This window comes from Aequorivita capsosiphonis DSM 23843 (genome assembly GCF_000429125.1).
Taxonomy (GTDB): domain Bacteria; phylum Bacteroidota; class Bacteroidia; order Flavobacteriales; family Flavobacteriaceae; genus Aequorivita; species Aequorivita capsosiphonis.
In genome coordinates, this window is record NZ_AUBG01000011.1 from 168,160 (window position 1) to 185,200 (window position 17,041).

15 protein-coding genes and 1 pseudogene are annotated in these 17,041 nt (G+C 37.0%); 12 read left to right on the forward strand and 4 right to left on the reverse strand.

The features are described 5' to 3' along the window. Nucleotides 1-49 precede the first annotated feature (49 nt). From G440_RS0109895 to G440_RS0109935, 10 genes and pseudogenes are all read left to right on the forward strand, one after another. Nucleotides 50-1,504 carry an oligosaccharide flippase family protein gene (locus G440_RS0109895; protein ID WP_026451162.1) on the forward strand — a complete coding sequence of 485 codons (1,455 nt, stop codon included), beginning with the start codon at nucleotides 50-52 and terminating at the stop codon, nucleotides 1,502-1,504. A gap of 147 nt (nucleotides 1,505-1,651) precedes the next feature. Beyond that, the gene (locus G440_RS0109900) at nucleotides 1,652-2,137 is read left to right on the forward strand and encodes a hypothetical protein (RefSeq protein ID WP_026451163.1); all 486 of its coding nucleotides are present in this window, start codon (nucleotides 1,652-1,654) and stop codon (nucleotides 2,135-2,137) included. Next, the gene (gene dut / locus G440_RS0109905; RefSeq protein WP_026451164.1) at nucleotides 2,134-2,568 is read left to right on the forward strand and encodes a dUTP diphosphatase; all 435 of its coding nucleotides are present in this window, start codon (nucleotides 2,134-2,136) and stop codon (nucleotides 2,566-2,568) included. Before G440_RS0109900 ends, dut begins: the two co-directional genes overlap by 4 nt. Before the next feature lie 69 nt (nucleotides 2,569-2,637). After that, a pseudogene (locus tag G440_RS20960) lies at nucleotides 2,638-2,949 on the forward strand (GIY-YIG nuclease family protein). A 43-nt stretch (nucleotides 2,950-2,992) separates the two neighbouring features. Continuing rightward, nucleotides 2,993-4,009: a sugar phosphate nucleotidyltransferase gene (locus tag G440_RS0109910; protein WP_026451165.1), complete on the forward strand. Its 1,017-nt coding sequence runs from the start codon at nucleotides 2,993-2,995 to the stop codon at nucleotides 4,007-4,009. A 52-nt stretch (nucleotides 4,010-4,061) separates the two neighbouring features. Continuing rightward, entirely contained in the window at nucleotides 4,062-4,274 is a 213-nt protein-coding gene (locus G440_RS0109915) for a hypothetical protein (protein WP_026451166.1), read from the forward strand. Then, nucleotides 4,261-4,605, forward strand: coding sequence for a type II toxin-antitoxin system PemK/MazF family toxin (locus G440_RS0109920; RefSeq protein ID WP_026451167.1), 345 nt, complete (start codon nucleotides 4,261-4,263; stop codon nucleotides 4,603-4,605). The genes G440_RS0109915 and G440_RS0109920 overlap by 14 nt, the downstream gene beginning before the upstream one ends. Nucleotides 4,606-4,628: 23 nt before the next feature. Beyond that, on the forward strand, nucleotides 4,629-6,029 hold the full coding sequence (locus tag G440_RS0109925) for a tetratricopeptide repeat protein (protein WP_051285274.1): 1,401 nt from the start codon (nucleotides 4,629-4,631) through the stop codon (nucleotides 6,027-6,029). A 5-nt stretch (nucleotides 6,030-6,034) separates the two neighbouring features. Next, nucleotides 6,035-6,802, forward strand: a complete 768-nt coding sequence (gene lolB1 / locus G440_RS0109930) for a lipoprotein insertase outer membrane protein LolB1 (RefSeq protein ID WP_026451169.1) — start codon at nucleotides 6,035-6,037, stop codon at nucleotides 6,800-6,802. After that, entirely contained in the window at nucleotides 6,803-8,086 is a 1,284-nt protein-coding gene (locus G440_RS0109935) for a murein hydrolase activator EnvC family protein (protein ID WP_026451170.1), read from the forward strand. Between the two features lie 262 nt (nucleotides 8,087-8,348). Here G440_RS0109935 and G440_RS0109940 read toward each other — a convergent pair whose 3' ends face one another. The 3 genes from G440_RS0109940 to G440_RS0109950 form a co-directional block, all read right to left on the reverse strand. Beyond that, nucleotides 8,349-11,900 (reverse strand): S8 family serine peptidase, encoded by a 3,552-nt coding sequence (locus G440_RS0109940; protein WP_245574846.1) that lies wholly within the window; start codon nucleotides 11,898-11,900, stop codon nucleotides 8,349-8,351. 224 nt (nucleotides 11,901-12,124) lie between these two features. Beyond that, complete coding sequence (locus G440_RS0109945; RefSeq protein ID WP_026451172.1) at nucleotides 12,125-12,634, reverse strand: acyl-CoA thioesterase; 510 nt, start codon at nucleotides 12,632-12,634, stop codon at nucleotides 12,125-12,127. 132 nt (nucleotides 12,635-12,766) lie between these two features. Beyond that, on the reverse strand, nucleotides 12,767-13,732 hold the full coding sequence (locus tag G440_RS0109950; protein WP_245574847.1) for an HU domain-containing protein: 966 nt from the start codon (nucleotides 13,730-13,732) through the stop codon (nucleotides 12,767-12,769). An 84-nt stretch (nucleotides 13,733-13,816) separates the two neighbouring features. Here G440_RS0109950 and dprA point away from each other — a divergent pair, with 84 nt between their 5' ends. Then, nucleotides 13,817-14,920 carry a DNA-processing protein DprA gene (gene dprA / locus G440_RS0109955; RefSeq protein WP_026451174.1) on the forward strand — a complete coding sequence of 368 codons (1,104 nt, stop codon included), beginning with the start codon at nucleotides 13,817-13,819 and terminating at the stop codon, nucleotides 14,918-14,920. A 335-nt stretch (nucleotides 14,921-15,255) separates the two neighbouring features. Here the strand turns inward: dprA and trpS are convergent, their stop codons facing one another. Continuing rightward, the gene (gene trpS, locus G440_RS0109960) at nucleotides 15,256-16,224 is read right to left on the reverse strand and encodes a tryptophan--tRNA ligase (protein ID WP_026451175.1); all 969 of its coding nucleotides are present in this window, start codon (nucleotides 16,222-16,224) and stop codon (nucleotides 15,256-15,258) included. Nucleotides 16,225-16,298: 74 nt separating this feature from the next. Between trpS and G440_RS0109965 the strand changes: the two genes are divergently transcribed. Then, a complete protein-coding gene (locus G440_RS0109965; protein ID WP_026451176.1) occupies nucleotides 16,299-17,039 on the forward strand; it encodes a lysophospholipid acyltransferase family protein in 741 nt (246 codons plus the stop codon). Nucleotides 17,040-17,041 lie beyond the last annotated feature (2 nt).

Here is a 17,041-nt window from a genome sequence, read left to right on the forward strand (position 1 = left end):
CTAATCCTGCAAGGTTTTAAAAACCTTTTAGGGCTTAAAATCGACACTCTTGAGCGTTTTCAAAAAACTATTTAAACAAACTTTTATTTACGGTTTAGCTACCGTGCTGCCCCGAATTTTGTCGGTTTTCCTCCTGATGCTTTATGTGAAAGTGTTGCTGCCGGGAGAATATGGAATCTATTCCACCGTTATGGCCTTCTTAATTACAGGAAATGTTTTATTGAGCTACGGAATGGAAACGGCTTTTTTCAGATTTGTGACCAAAGATACTTCGCAACAAAAAATCGTACAATCAACTACGCTTACCTCACTAACTGTTTCAACCTTAGTTTTTTTAGGAATTACACTTCTTTTCAGAGAAAACATTGCCGTTGTCGCTGACTTTAAAACGGAATATGTAACCTACGGTCTTATAATTCTGGCTTTAGATGCCTTGGTAGTGTTACCTTTTGTGTGGTTTCGAGTGAATGAAAAACCGATGAAGTTTGCATTTATCAAAATATTGAACGTAATAATAAACCTTGTATTCAACTTATTTTTCTTTTTGATTCTTCCAAAGCTGGCCGAAGGTAGTAGTTATTGGAATTCCTTTTGGTTTCCAGAGAATAAAGTAATCTATATTTTTATTGCGAATTTGATTGCCAGCGCGATAACCCTATTAATTCTGCTTCCTCTTTATGTGAAAATTGGTTTCGGGTTTAGCAGGACCATTTGGAAAGAAATGATGAAATATGCGATACCTGTTCTTATTGCTGGAATTGCATTTAGTATAAACGAAGCTTTTGATAGAATTCTTCTGAAATATCTATTGCCAGAAAATGTTGCTGAAGTTCAAGTAGGTCTTTATTCTGCCTGTTATAAGTTGGGGATGTTTATGACGATATTCGTAATGGCATTTAGATTGGGTATAGAACCCTTTTTCTTCAATCATTCCAGCAATAAGAATGCAAAGCTTACGTACGCAACTATCACCAAATATTTCACACTTTTTGGATGTTTGATACTACTTGTAGTAGTTATCTATATTGACATTTTTAAACGAATTTTAATTCCAAACAGTCAATATTGGGAGGCTTTAAAAATTGTTCCCTTAATCTTGTTGGCCAATTTATTTCTAGGTATTTATCACAACCTTTCGGTTTGGTATAAAGTGACGGATCGCACAAAATATGGCGCTTACATTTCAGTTTTTGCCGCTATGGTAACACTTGTTCTCAACTATCTTTTAATTCCATACATAGGTTATATGGGCTCTGCTATTGCAACTCTCGCAGCTTATGGCAGTATGATGGTGCTTTCGTATCTTTACGGTCGCAAATATTACGATGTTCCGTATGAAGTGAAAAAAATAAGCAGCTATTTGCTATTGGCTATCGGCTTTTCAGCAATTTCCTTTTATGTTTTCAACGGAAATATTTGGATAGGAACTGCGTTGTTAGTAATGTTTGCGGGAATTATGTTTTATTACGAAAAGAATGAATTTTTAAAAATTCTGAAAAAATAGGCTTCGGGCTTCGATACAATTTTCTTTCCTTTTTCAAAGGAACGAAAATCACTCAGCCACCTCAGTTTTGGAATTAAATTAAAAATTTGTACCCAAAGATTAGATGTTTTATTTTATAAAGTTAAATGAAAGGTTATTAGAAATTATATGAAAAATATACTCCTAATTATTATTTTATTGGCATTTGTAGCTTGCAATAACGCAGAAAAGGATGCTAATGCGGAGAAGCAAGTTGGGTTTGAGGTGGAATACCTAGAGGGTTATTTCCCAAAAAACGATATCCAATTTAATGCTCCCGTAAAAACCTTAATTATCAATAAAAAAGAGGACTTTGATAAATATTTTGGAATAGCCCAAACTATGAAAAACCAAGTTCCAACAATTGATTTTGATAAAAACAAAGTGGTGGCGATAATTAGCGCCCCAAGTGACAAAAAACAAGAAATCCTTATCCCTTCTGCCGATTTAAAAAAGAATAGATTGGTAGTAAAATACAAAGTGATGGCTGACAAAGTAACCCAATCATTCACTTCTACGGATCTTAAAATGTTCCTGATACCAAAATCGGTTTATGCCATCGATTTTATTATTGACAGTGACGAGCCAGAAACCTCAAAAAAAGAAAAGCCTTGAAAGTAAAAATCATAAACAAATCGAATCATCCTTTACCGAGCTACGAAACAATAGCTTCCGCAGGAATGGATCTTCGCGCCCATGTTGATGGCCCTTCAACCTTAAAACCTTTACAGCGTGCTATCGTAAAAACCGGGCTTTTTATTGAACTGCCTATCGGTTATGAAGCACAAGTACGCCCACGAAGTGGTTTGGCAGCAAAAAAGGGAATTACCGTTCTCAATTCCCCAGGAACCATAGATGCTGATTACAGAGGCGAAATTGGTGTAATTCTGGTAAACCTTTCCAACGAAGATTTTACAATTGAGCACGGCGAACGCATTGCCCAATTAGTTATTGCCAAGCATGAACGTGCAATTTGGGAGGAAGTCGAAGAACTTTCCGATACCTCGCGCGGCGCTGGTGGGTTTGGTTCAACAGGAAATAAATAATATTTCCTGCGACCACGTGCGCTTTAGCTATAACGGTGGCGCAAGGCAGGAATCTCTTACTAAGTTGAAATGAAATTATGGTATGTTTATATTATGACCAACAAAACAAACTCCATATTGTATATTGGAGTTACTGATAATATTGAAGAGTGAACCAAAGAGCACAAACTTAAAAAATATCCAGATAGCTTTACTGCAAAGTACAACTGTAATAAATTAGTTTATTTTGAGAAACACGATGTTGCGAAATCAGCTATTAGAAGAGAAAAACAACTTAAAAAATGGAAACGAGATTGGAAAATCAATCTTATAGTCGAAATGAATCCTAGTTGGATTGATTTGACGACAAATTGGAATTTAAATTATAATAAGTTAAGATAAATACTAACCCTAAAAGAGACCCCTGACTTCGCAGGGGATAAATATGAAAATAATAGTCCCAATGGCCGGAAGAGGCTCCCGATTAAGACCACATACTTTAACAGTACCAAAACCATTAATTCCAGTTGCTGGAAAACCGATTGTTCACCGTTTGGTGGAAGATATTGCTGGCGTTTTAAATGAAGAGATCGACGAAATCGCTTTTATTTTGGGGGATCCAGCTTTCTTTGGTGAGGAAGTGGTTGAAAGTCTAAAAGTCCTTGCAACAGGTTTGGGTGCAAAACCTACAATTTACCGTCAATTAGATCCAAAAGGAACTGGACATGCCATTATGTGTGCTAAAGATTCCCTTTCTGGCCCTGCAGTAATCGCTTACGCAGATACCTTAATTCGTGCCGATTTTGATTTGGATAAAGATGCAGACGCTGTAATCTGGACTAAGAAAGTTGAAAATCCCGAAGCTTATGGCGTGGTAAACCTCAACGAAAAAAACGAGATAATCGAATTGGTAGAAAAGCCAGAAGAATTTGTGAGCGACCAAGCCGTAATCGGTATTTACTATTTTAAAGAGGTGGCGCAGCTCAAAAATGAACTTCAATTTGTTCTGGACAACAACATCATCAACGGCGGCGAATACCAAATAAACGACGGTATAAAACGAATGATGTCTGACGGGAAAGTTTTCAAGACCGGAACAGTTGATGAATGGATGGATTGTGGTAATAAAGAAGTTACTGTGGAAACCAACCAAAGAATGTTAGGTTTTCTTTCTGAAGCAAATGAAAAATTAATTGCCGATAATGTCATCAAAGATAATTCAACAATTATTGAACCTTGTTTTATAGGAGAAAACGTAATCCTTAAAAATAGTAGTGTTGGGCCATTTGTTTCCATTGGCGAAGGCACAATTATTGAGAACAGCAACGTTAAAAATAGCATTATTCAGACCAATTCAACAATCAGAAATGCAGATTTAGACAACGCAATGATTGGCAATTACGCTACTTTTGATGGTAAGTTTACCAATGTGAGCATTGGGGATTATTCGCAGTTGAAATAGTGCTTTTCTGAAAATAAGGATAAGGCATTATTAAATTTTGTAAATTTAGAATATGGAAACAAAGGAGTTATTTAAAGAAATCAAACGTTTGTCGGTTGAGCAGCGAATGCGATTAATTGAAAAAACCCTCAAATCCATTCGCAAAAGCAATTTCGAAAAAAGTATGTCGATAGCTGCTGAAAAGCTGGGTTCTGATTACAAAACCGATCAGGAATTGATAGTTTTTACGGAATTGGATTATGAAAATTTCTATGAAACAAGGTGAAATCTGGCTTATAAATCTCGAACCTACAATAGGAGTTGAAATAAAGAATACAAGACCAGCCATTATTGTAAATGATAATGCTATAGGGAAATTACCTCTTAAAGTTATCGTACCACTAACGGATTGGAAAAACCATTATCAAATTGCTCCTTGGATGATTCAAATTTCCCCAAATAAAGTTAATAATTTAACCAAAACTTCTTCGGCAGACTGTTTTCAAGTCCGCTCTCTTTCAGATCAGCGAATCATTAACAAGATTGGAAAGATCGATTATGCAACGCTTGAAAAGATTAAGGATGGATTGGCCAAAGTACTTTCCATCGGATATTGAAAACAGAAACTTTGAATTTTATAATGACAATTAAAATAAGGCTCTTTATTATTTTCTTTTTCGGAACTTTTTTTCTTCCGCAGCACATCTGTGCTCAAGAAATAGAATTTGTTCCTCCGGCAGTTGGTAGCGACACCATCAAAAATCCGTTGGATAATTTGGGCGATGTAACCGATGCGTTTCAAGAAAATTTCTTTGAAGCCTTAAAACAAAAAGCAATTGAAAATTATGAACTGGCGCTTGCTGCACTAAATAAGGCAGAAAATGCTACTAAAAACCCAGAAAACAAAGCGGTGGTTTATTTTGAAATGGGTAAAAATCATACCTATCTAAAAGAATATGACCAGGCCGAGAACAATTTCAACAAAGTCTTGAAAATTGAAGGAGATCGGCTGGATGTTTTGGAACGATTATACGATGTGTATTACCAACAAAAGGAATATGAAAAATCAATTTCCTTGGTTAAAAAATTGATTCCATTTGATGAAGATTATAGAGAAGATTTAGCCAATCTATACACCCGAACCAAGCAATATGACGAGGCCTTGAAAGAACTAGATGACTTGGATAATGTTTGGGGTGAAAGTGATATAAGAAATGCTCTTAGGGCACAAATATATCGTGTTACCGGCAATACAACTGGTGCCATTGAAAACTTAGAGCAACGGATTGATGAAAATCCGAAAAACGAAAAGGAACAGCTAAACCTGATCTTTTTATACAGCGAGCAAGGCAATAAAGAAAAAGCATTTGAAGCAGCTAAAATCTTGTTGAAAAATAGTCCAAATTCGCAATTGGTGCATTTAGCTCTCTACAAATTTTATTTAGACGCGGATAATCCTTCCGAAGCAATAAAATCTATGAAAACGGTGTTTGCTTCACAGGAGGTAGACAAGGAAACTAAATATAAAGTGCTAGGCGATTTTATTCGCTTCGTGGAATCAAATCCAGAATATGAAGCCGAGTTAGCTCAAATTATCACTTCATTTTCAGTGGAAAATAGTCGGGTTTATGAAAAGGTTGGAGATTATTACAGCGCAAAAAATAAAAAGGACGATGCACTTCGCTTTTATGAAGAAGGAATTACTCACGACATAGAAAACTACAATCTTTTAAAGAATACGCTTCTTTTTCAGATCGATATTAAAAAATTTGATGCAGCAGCCAAATTAAGTGCGGAAGGTTTGGAAATATTTCCCGCGCAAGCATTGTTGTATTTGCTGAATGGAGTTGCGAATAATGAACTTCAAAAAAGCGATATTGCAATAGAGAGTTTGGAAACCGGCCTGGATTTTATATTAGAAGACCCAAAAATGGAGCGTGATTTTTATGAGCAGCTTAGTATTGCTTATACCAAAAAGGGGGATTCAAAAAAAGCTAAAATATATTCTGATAAGGCTATGGCCATAAAACAGTCTAACTAATTTTTATGAAGATAAAAGCGCTGTATTTCACATTGTTACTATTGGTAATCACATCTTGCGGGGGTGCCAAAAAAATTACAAATATAGAAGAGGCCTCGGCCAAAGAGGTTATAACATCGCATAAGGCAGCGGCACCAGATTTTAAAACTTTGGCCGGCCGCATGCAACTGGTTTACGAAACCGACGAAAAACTACAGAGTATTACCGTGGGTCTTCGGATGGAAAAAGATAAAAACATTTGGATAAAAGCTTCTATTTTGGGCATTACCATTGCAAAGGTTTTGATTACACCTACCAGCGTTAGCTATTATGAAACCATAGGAAAAACCTATTTTGAGGGAGATTTCGCGCTTTTGGGCGAATGGCTTGGAACCCCTATAAACTTTCAACAAACGCAGAATCTGCTTTTAGGACAATCCATTTTTACCTTAAAACCGTCTGAATATAACTCTGAGATTTTTCAGAATAAATTCAAATTACTTCCTAAGCAGCAACCTCAAAATTTTATACATTCGCTCTTTTTAAATCCGGATAATTTTAAAATTGCTTCAGAAACGCTTTCGCAGCCAAATGATGATCGTTTGTTGAGTATTCGTTATGGCGATTACCAAAAATTGGAGGAGCAATTTTATCCGAAAAACATAACTATTAATACTTCGGAAAAGGGTGAAGCTACTAAAATTGAGATCAATTATAAAAAGATAGATCTGAATGTCAATGTCAGCTTTCCCTTTGATATTCCGCAGGGCTATGAAGAAATCCAACTGAATTAAATGAAGTATTTCCGCACATATTTTTTCTTATTTATCTGTTTGATGGCAGCTCCATCTGCTTTCTCCCAAGTTGATAAACAACAGGAACTGGAGAACAAGCGGAAGGCAATCTTGGAGGAAATAAAACAAATAAACTCGCTTCTTTTTAAAACGAAGAAAGAGGAAAAGTCTGTTTTGTCACAAGTGGAAGACCTCAACCAACGTATTTCAGCTTCAGAAAATCTTATACGCGTTACCAACCAACAAGCCAATCTGCTTACCCGAAACATTAACGATAACATCAATAAAATAAGCACGTTACGTGACGAATTAAAGGTGATGAAGGCGGATTATGCCCAAATGATCCAGAAATCCTATAAAAGCAAAAATCAGCAGAGCCGGGTTATGTTTTTGCTTTCATCGGAAAACTTTTTACAAGCCTATAAGCGCGTTCAATATATGAAACAATATGCAGCCTTCAGAAAAAAGCAAGGCGAGGGCATTAAGGCAAAAACGGAGGAACTTCAGCAATTAAATTCAGATTTAATCAGCCAAAAGAAAACCAAACAAAAGTTGATTGCTGAAAACGAACAGGCAAAAAAGAAATTGACCCAAGAACGCAAAGACCAACAGGATTTAGTTGCGACGCTAAAGAAGGACGAAAGCAAATTCACCACCCAAATAAGAGCTAAACAAAAACAAGCGGATGAAATAGACCGACAGATTGATGCGCTTATTAGAGCCGCTATTGAAGAAGCAAACCGAATTGCAAGGGAAAAGGCAGCGAGAGAAAATGCGAATAAAAAACCTAATGAAAGCACCAAAAACACCGTCACTAAAGCTGGAAAAACAGAAGAGTTCGCACTAACAGCTGAAGACAAAGCCTTAGCGGCAAGTTTTACGAGTAATAAAGGGAAGCTTCCATGGCCTGTGGAAAAAGGTATGGTTGTAAAAAGTTTTGGAACGCATCAGCATCCGCAATTCCCGAATGTGACTACAAATAGCAGCGGGGTGGAAATTGCTACCAGTGACAACGCCGAAGTACGATCTATTTTTGAAGGACAAGTGATGTCTATCCAAGTTATAAAAGGTGCTAATAAAGTACTATTTATCCAGCACGGAGATTACATTTCTGTATATAGCAACTTAGCTACAGTCTCCGTAAAAAAAGGTGATAAGGTTTCTACCAAACAAACTATTGGTACAGTTGCTAAAAGTCATACTGAAGGCCGAACAGTTTTGAAGTTTTATATTTATAAAAATAAAACAAAAATAAATCCTGCAGATTGGATTTATAGGATGTAGATTTTAGTTTGGAGAGCAGCTATAACATTAACCACAAGTTACAAACTCATTAATTAGTAACCAACTCGAGTTATCCAGTATCCATATTCCTAATCACCGATAATTCTAATTGTAGCTTATTCCCCGAAATATTTTTTCCTCTGCAAAATATGCGAGGATTATGACTATTAATCTCAGCATTAGCTGTCTTTACAAAATGTTTGTATACAAAAAAGGGAACCATTGCGGCTCCCTTTTTTGTATTAAAGAATACTTTCAGAAATTAATTTCCGATAATCAGCTTTTTGGTTTCAAGATGATTTCCTGCTTTTATAGTAATAAAATAAATACCGTTAGCAAATCCTGAAACATCCATGCTACTTGAAGTCTTTCCAGCAAGTTCAGTTTCCGAAAGCTGAACTAAACGCTGTCCAAGACTATTAAACAAGGTGATTGCCACATTGCTTTCAACATCCTTCCAAGACATAAATACTTGGTTTTCTGCAGGATTTGGATACATAGAAAATGAAGAAAACACATTGTCTGTAACGCCTAATGACTCAACTACTGAAACGTTGTCTATAAAAGTGCTATTGCCATAACCTGTAACGTTTACAATTCTAAACTGTACACTTTGACCTAAATAGTCTGTTAAATCTATAGTTTCTTTGCGCCAGTCACTTGCTGAGGTTGGCTGCCAAGCACTGCTCACATATCCAGGAACCGTAGAAAGATCTAAGCCTTCCTTATAATAAATTTCTGTAAAAGTAGCACCACAATCTGTAGAAATATCAACTCGTAGGGCATCAGAATAACTAGTGGAGTATTGTGCTTTCGCTAAATCAAATGTGAATGCCGCCGAAGAAGTCCCTGTTAAATCCACAAATAGTGTTTCTAATGAATCCTCTTGTCCCGAAGCATTATAGGCATTATTATCAATATATACAGTCAAGGTTGATGCACCATCACTTCCAGTTGTAGTTCTCTGTTGCCAAGTAATATTGTTATCAGGATTGATTATGCTCCAACCTGGAGGTGGAACTCCATTTACATCAAAAGGTTCTACGTAATCCAATCCCTCGGCGTCAATTGCAGCATAAAATGAAATCTCGTCCGTATCATTAGCTGGGTTTTCATCACCGCTTAGATCAACAGATACGTTGAGTGTATAGCTACCAGAATTTGTGATATCTAAAGGTGTAGTGAAATCGTATGTCACTTGTTCCCCAGCATTTAAAGTTCCTGTATAGGTTTCAGTAACGGCTGGTTCTCCACTTAATTGATAACTTAAATCAAAATTGCTTTCTGGTGAAGCCCCAAAGTTTCTTACAACTGCAGAAACCGTTACGGGTCCTGGATTACAAATAATATTGAAATCACTTGGCTGATTGTTGATTTCAATTGATAAGTCCGTTGAAAGAGAACAATTAAGCAAGCCACCATTGTATTTTTTGGCGATACTTCTTCTTCCTTCCCAGCTGTCTGTAGCGTTCTTGGCCACGGCAGCATACCAAATAACATCGTCTGGATCTGAAATTGGAACCGTAATAGTATTGGTTGTGGAAGTTCCTACAACTTCCATATATTTTTCTCCCAATATATAAAAATCGTAAGATTCTGCATCGGCAACGGCGTTCCAAGAGAAACTCGCCTCTGTTGGACAAAGCTGCGATACCTGAACATTGGTAACTAAAGGTGCAATTGAAAAAGTGTCATCGCTTACATCTTGGAAAGATCCGTTACTAACTCGTATCAAGGCGTCTCCAGTTACAGAGTTTGGCACACTCCATCCATAATTTGTGGTAGTGTTTGAAACCGTTGCAATAGCATTCCAGCTTGTACCATTATCTACTGAATATTCAAGAACGAAATCTGAAGTTGTATTTACAGGAACGGCATCCCAATGAATTGATTCTGTTTCACCAGGAACAAAGCTTTCTCCTGCATTTGGATACGTAACGGTAACATTATCTTCAATAATTTCATAAACTACATAATATTCCTGTGGACCCACTGGAACGTTGAAGCCCTTAATGTTTATATTATAATTTCCTGCAGTTGGATTATTGATAAGCACCTGCTCCATATTATTTAGGTGATCAGGGCCATTAGTAGCTGGAAGATTTAATGTAGTTGGATTCGGAGTTGGATCTAAAATATAAGGAAGGTATTCCGTACTTGCCGGATCAGTAACAACCAAATCTAAATCGTTTACCAAAGCTGGATTAGCCCCTGGAGAAGCAGGAGTATCGCTCCAATAAACCATAAAACGAACTTGCTTAGTACCAGATGGCACATTGATGCTATGATCATTGGAACTACCTTGTGTCATGGTGCTTGAAAGGAAACGACCATCCTCAATAAGTTTTGCAGCGCGAAGACCGTTGACAATTCCCCATCCAAATTTATAATCTGGCCCTACGTTCCCAGCATCTTGTGCCGTATTTAGCAACGTTGCCTTAATAAGTGCAGATGTTGGTAAATCACCGCCATTAGCCTCAGAATATGCTTGGTAAAGTTGTGCAGAAACACCTGCAATTCCCGGAGAAGCTCCAGAAGTACCACCAAAACTCTGATAGGTATTATTTTCGTTTGTTGAAATTTGATTTTGACCGTTAGCAGCGATATCCGGTTTAATCCTACCGTCGTGAGCAGGTCCGCGGCTACTAGAAGAAACTAATGAACCATCAAAGAAAACGTTTGCAGTTGCAATTACATTTTTCCCCTGTTTATGGCCACCAGTGATATTTCCCCATTGATTTCCTGCGCCATACCCACAATTGCTACCATTCGAGTTTCCAGCAGAAAAAGTATGCTGCAAACTAGGAAGGTCGTGTACTTGAGTATCCACCGTTTTTGTAACGCTGGTATAACCTTCGTTACATCCGTTACTGTAACTGGAATTTGTAATCAGAACATCACCACTATTGATAAGTGAAACCGTTGCATTATCCAAAAAAGATGATGCATAATTAGACACATATAACATGGCGCCTGCTGCCATCCCTCTGTTGGAAGGATTCAAGTTGCCAGCTCCAGCCATAATTCCTGAAACGCCGTCGCCATGGCTCGCATTGGTACCACTAGCTCTTGAGTTGTCTATTCTTCCCTGAAAATCGATATGTGGACCAACAATACCATCATCTCGGCATAAAACACCAATATTTAAACCAGTATAGTTTCTTCCTGCTGAGGTTTGTGTATCCAGATTGCTAGAACGGTGCAGGCTTCTACCACGGGTATCATCGGGAACAGCAGGAGCAACAATAAGCTCAACCCATTTAACAAAAGACAGATTAGAGAGATCTTCCAAACAATTATTAGGTATGGAAAGATCGATATTGTTTGACCCTTTATATTGCTGTTTTACCGCTATTTGTCGTTCTGCAAGTTGCTGAATAACATATTGCGTATCCACGTGCTTGTAAAACTCAAGCGTTACCAGGATGTTATCGCCCTCGATTGCATAATCGTCATAGCCTCCATTTTTTAATGCTGCGGAAAGCTTTGCATTTCCATCAACGGGAACAATAGTACGAACCCCATTATCTCTCAATAAATTTATAGAAGTTCTTTTTGGAAAATAAAAAAGGTAGGTTTTATGTGGAATATATTCTAAAAGTTCCAGGTTATTTTGCGTAAACAAATCTTGAACCTTCTGTGAGGGAGTTTCATAAAACTGAACCCAACCAACATAGCCATCGGCCATTTTTGAAGATTCTGGCATTTGACTCCATTGAAAAGTAGCTATATTTTCAGGCATCGGGTATGTGTCGCCTTGTAAATTAAGATCGTTTTGACCAAAACTTATTGTAAAAACAAGAAGTAAAGTCAAAAAACAAATTCTTTTAAAAAGAAATAAGGTAGTTTTTTTCATGTTTATTGGCGTTGGGAATTTAGGTTTAAAATAATATATCTTAAGATTTCCTAAAGGAATTTTTAAGAAAGGATTCCAAATATATTTAATACCACCAATAAATCAATGAGAATTCTGTAAAAATAATTTAATTAACTAAAATGATTGTAAGGTTTTTGTGAATTCAACGCATTCACAAAAAGTTAGATAAACAAGGCTTTTAATTCCGTAGCATTCTTAGGTTTCATTTTTCCCGCTAAAACCAAACTCAATTGCTTTCGACGCAGTGCAGCCTCAAAGCGTTCTTTTTCTAAGTCAGTTTCAGCAACCAATTCAGGTACCCGAACCGGGCTTCCCGATTCATCAACCGCTACAAAAGTATAGATGGCCTCGTTACTTAGGCTTCTTTCACCACTTTCTCTATCTTCAATAAAAACATCCATATATACTTCCATAGAACTGGAAAAAGCCCGGGAAACTTTTGCTTCAACCGTAACTACGCTCCCTAACGGAATCATTTTATTAAAGGCTACGTGGTTTACAGAGGCAGTTACTACTATTCTTCTACTATGACGACGAGCGGCAATGCTCGCGGCGCGATCCATTCTTGCTAGCAACTCTCCCCCAAACATATTCCCTATTGGGTTTGTTTCACTGGGAAGTACCATGTCTGTATAAATTGTAAGCGACTCGTTTGCAGTTTTCGATTGCATCGTAAATTTTTTTTGCAAAGATACTTAAGTAGAGGAGTAAAGAATAAAGAAATAAGAGAAAAGAACAAAGAGAAAACAGAGTTGAAAAGTGTAAGAAATCTCCCGTAGCTTTTTCTAATCTATATCAACTATCTACTGAAGTTCTTGTACCAAAAGCCAAGCATCGGCATTTTCGGTTCTTTTAATTTCGTGAAGGTTATTTAAAGCTTCCTTGCGATCTTCAAAACTGGAATAAAGAACTTGGTGGAGACCATAACGCGTAGTTTCCATTTTTAATGGAGAATAGCCTTTTTCACGCAATTGTTCAATTTTTTTATCGGCGTTATCTTCCAAACGGTAAGCCCCGGCGACAATATGATACTTTCCAGAATGTTTAGGAAGGTGCAAACTTAGCACTGGCAACGGATTTTCAATTACAAAAGTTGCTTCCTGAATTTGATTATCAATCAAGGAGTTTGCCTTTTGCCGTTCGGCATAATTGAATTTTTGAACCTGATTCTCATAAAATTTCAAACTTCCAAAACCAATTGCCGAAATCGCAATAACAGCAATTGCAGCATATTTAAGATATGGTTTTGCAGCTCTAGTTTCAGGCGTAATGGCAATGGGTGCTTTCTTTTCTAAAGCTTCAACGGTTTCTTTATAAACTTCACGATTTATTTTTGGCGAAGTAAAAGAGGAAAGTCCAAAAGCCGAAGCATTAAAATTTTGTTGTGCTAAAGGCTCAAACTGAAGTAATTTTTCCTCATTTAAAGAAAACTCACCAATATTTTTAAATGTAATTTTTTTTCCTTCAGAAAGTTCTCTTGAAATTTGAGTGGTGTAATTTCGAATTTGTTGCAATGCAGTTTCATAACTACATTTATCTACAGAAGCCACATAATTGGCAAACAAACCATCATTTGCCTGCAATTGTTTATTAAAGGAAACAATTTTTGAAGGTGGATGAAATGTATTTGAAGAAGCATCGATATAAGCAGACTTCGAACGCGTCAAAAATGCACCAAATCCAGGAATGATCACACATTCGTATCGATATAGCAGGTCGGTTATGTAGGTAGTAAGTTGCATATTAACAAAATTAGCCTTTTTTCGCATCAATCCAATTTTAGTTTTACTAATTTATTAACAACCTAAAAAGTTGTATTTTTAAACTTTCCCCTCTTTTATAATTTTCGAACTATGCTTTCTACAAACGAACTTCGCTATACGCTTGCATTGCAACGAACTCCAAATCTGGGAGACATTTCTGCAAAAAAACTATTGCGGAAAATGGGATCTGCGGAAGAAATCTTTAAAGAGAAAAAAAGTAACCTCGCTAAAATTAATGGCATCGGACTTTTACGCTTAAGGGATATTAATTTGAAACGACAATTGGAAGAAGCTGATGAGGAATTGCGGTTTATTGAAGACAACGCTATTGAATTCAGCTATTTCAAAGACAAAACCTACCCCGAAAAACTAAAGCATTGTATAGATGGCCCCATACTTTTCTTTCACCGTGGAAATATTGACTTGGTTGGTAAAAAAATAATTAGCATTGTAGGCACCCGAAAAATCACAAGTTATGGCAATACTTTTTGTCAGAATTTAATTGAGGAACTTGCACCTTTAAATCCAGTGATTGTTTCAGGATTGGCCTATGGAGTTGACATATGTGCACATAAAGCGGCCATAGAAAATAATTTGCAAAACATTGCTTGTCTGGCGCATGGACTAAATCAGATTTATCCAAAAAATCATAAGAGATATGTAAAAGATATTGAAGAAAACGGTGGATTTATAACGGAGTTCTGGAGTAGCGATGCTTTTGATAGAAATAACTTTTTAAAGCGCAACAGAGTTATCGCAGGTCTTTCCGAAGCAACCATTGTTATTGAATCTGCTGAAAAAGGCGGAAGTTTGGTTACTGCAGATATAGCACACTCCTATAATCGCGAAGTCTTTGCTGTTCCAGGAAGAGCAACCGATAGCCAAAGCCGCGGTTGTAATAACTTGATAAAGCAGCAAAAAGCGCAAGTGCTCACTAGTGCGGCAGATATAATTTATATGTTGGATTGGGATTTAAAAGAAGCCAAAAAACCCAGACAAACCCAACTTTTTGTAGAATTAGACGAAGAAGAAAAAATTGTTTTCCGCTTTTTAAAGGAAAAGGACAAGGAGCTATTAGACAGCATCGCCATAGAATGTAACATTCCAGCTTATAAAGCTGCTAGCATCTTAATGAATATGGAATTAAAAGGCGTTGTGAGACCATTGCCAGGGAAGTTGTTTCAGTTGGTTTGAAAAGACGTATCTGTTTCAGTCTTTCACCTAAACTCAAGTTACTTAGGCCTCTATCCGATAACTAGCGGATGCGTTCGACCAGACAGAATAATTATTTGTATATCCGCTTTTTGTCATAGGAGTAAAAAGTCTGCGAATATCTGCGATCCGAGCGATAGCGAACTGGCGAAGCAAATCAGCGGGAAAAAAAATCTGAGAATGCAAAAGATATCCCGCAGATCACGCGAATTAACGCAGAATAGAAGGAAATATACGCTATGAAAGACTTCATATAAGAGTTGCTATGATGTCACAATTCAGATCTTTATGATATCTTGCGGACAATCAAATAATTATTAATAGCCAACTCGCTCTCGCACTCTTTTTAAAACCTCATCGGCAACTTTTCCAGCTTTTTCAGCACCAGCAGCTAATGCAGCATCTACTTCTGAAAGATTTTCCATATAATACTTATATCGCGAACGCTCTTCAGAAAATTTTTCCACTATCAATTCATATAGTGCTTGCTTCGCATGGCCATATCCGTAATTTCCAGCTTCGTAGTTTTTTCGCATTTGTGCTACTTCTTCCTTTGAAGCCAATAATTTATAAATACCAAAAACATTACACGTATCTGGATTTTTAGGCTCCTCCATCGGCGTACTGTCGGTTTCAATGGTCATTACTTGTTTCCGAAGCGGTTTATCGTCCAAAAAGATATTGATATAATTCCCTTTAGATTTACTCATTTTAGCGCCATCCGTTCCTGGAACGTACATGGTTTCCTCTTGAACCTTGCCAACAGGCATTATAAAAGTTTCACCCATTTGGGCATGAAAACGAGAAGCAACATCACGCGTAATTTCAATATGCTGCATTTGGTCCTTACCTACTGGAACAACTTCGGCATCATATAATAATATATCTGCCGCCATAAGCATTGGATATGTAAAAAGTCCAGCGTTTACATCTTCTAAACGCCCAGCCTTATCCTTAAAGGAATGCGCTAAAGTCAAACGTTGAAAGGGGAAAAAGCAACTCAAATACCAAGAGAGCTCCGTGGTTTGCGGCACATCGCTCTGACGATAAAATACTACACGTTCCGTGTTCAAGCCCAAAGCCAACCAAGTTGCAGCGGTACTATACGTATTTGCACGTAAGGTTTTCGCATCTTTAATCTGCGTTAACGAGTGCATATCTGCAATAAAAAGGAAAGAATCGTTATTTGGATCGTTGGCCATTTCAATGGCGGGAATGAGCGCTCCCAAAAGATTTCCTAAGTGTGGGGTTCCTGTGCTTTGTATTCCGGTAAGTATTCTAGACATCGTATTAAAAAATTTCCACAAAGGTACTTTATTTGATTTATTCGCATCGTTCAAATTGTTACTTTTGATACTTTATGAAATTACTCAAGCAAATTTTTGTAACTTTTTACAGGATATGGTTCTATATAATTATAGCATTAGCTACAATTTTACTTTTTCCATTCCTTCTTATAAGTATTCTAAAGTATTCTTGGTATCCATTTTTCTTTAAAGTTGCCCGAACTTGGTCCGCGTTTATCATTTTTGGTATTGGATGCTATCCAATTATTAAACGTGAAGTTGCATACGAAAAAGGCAAGAGTTATATGTTCGTTGCCAATCATACCTCAATGTTGGATATTATGCTGATGTTTTATTCCACAAAAAATCCTTTTGTTTTCGTTGGAAAAAAGGAGTTGGCGAAGATTCCCCTTTTCGGATATATTTATAAACGAACTTGTATTTTGGTAGATCGCGGAAATACAAAAAGTAGAGTTGAAGCCTTCCGAAGAGCAGAAATACGTTTAAATGAAGGTCTGAGCGTTTGTATTTTTCCTGAAGGTGGCGTGCCGGATGATCTTTCGGTTTTATTGGATGAATTTAAAGACGGCGCTTTTCGGCTTGCCATTGATCATCAAATACCCGTCGCTCCAATGACTTTTCACGATAACAAAAAACGTTTTCCATATTCGTTTTTTATTGGCGGGCCCGGAAAAATGCGGGTTAAAGTGCATAAACTTATTCCTACGGAAAATTTAACTTTGGAAAACAGAAAGGAATTAAAAAAAGAAACTCGCGGAGTGATTTTAGAAGAGCTGCAAAAGCCTACAGTTTAACG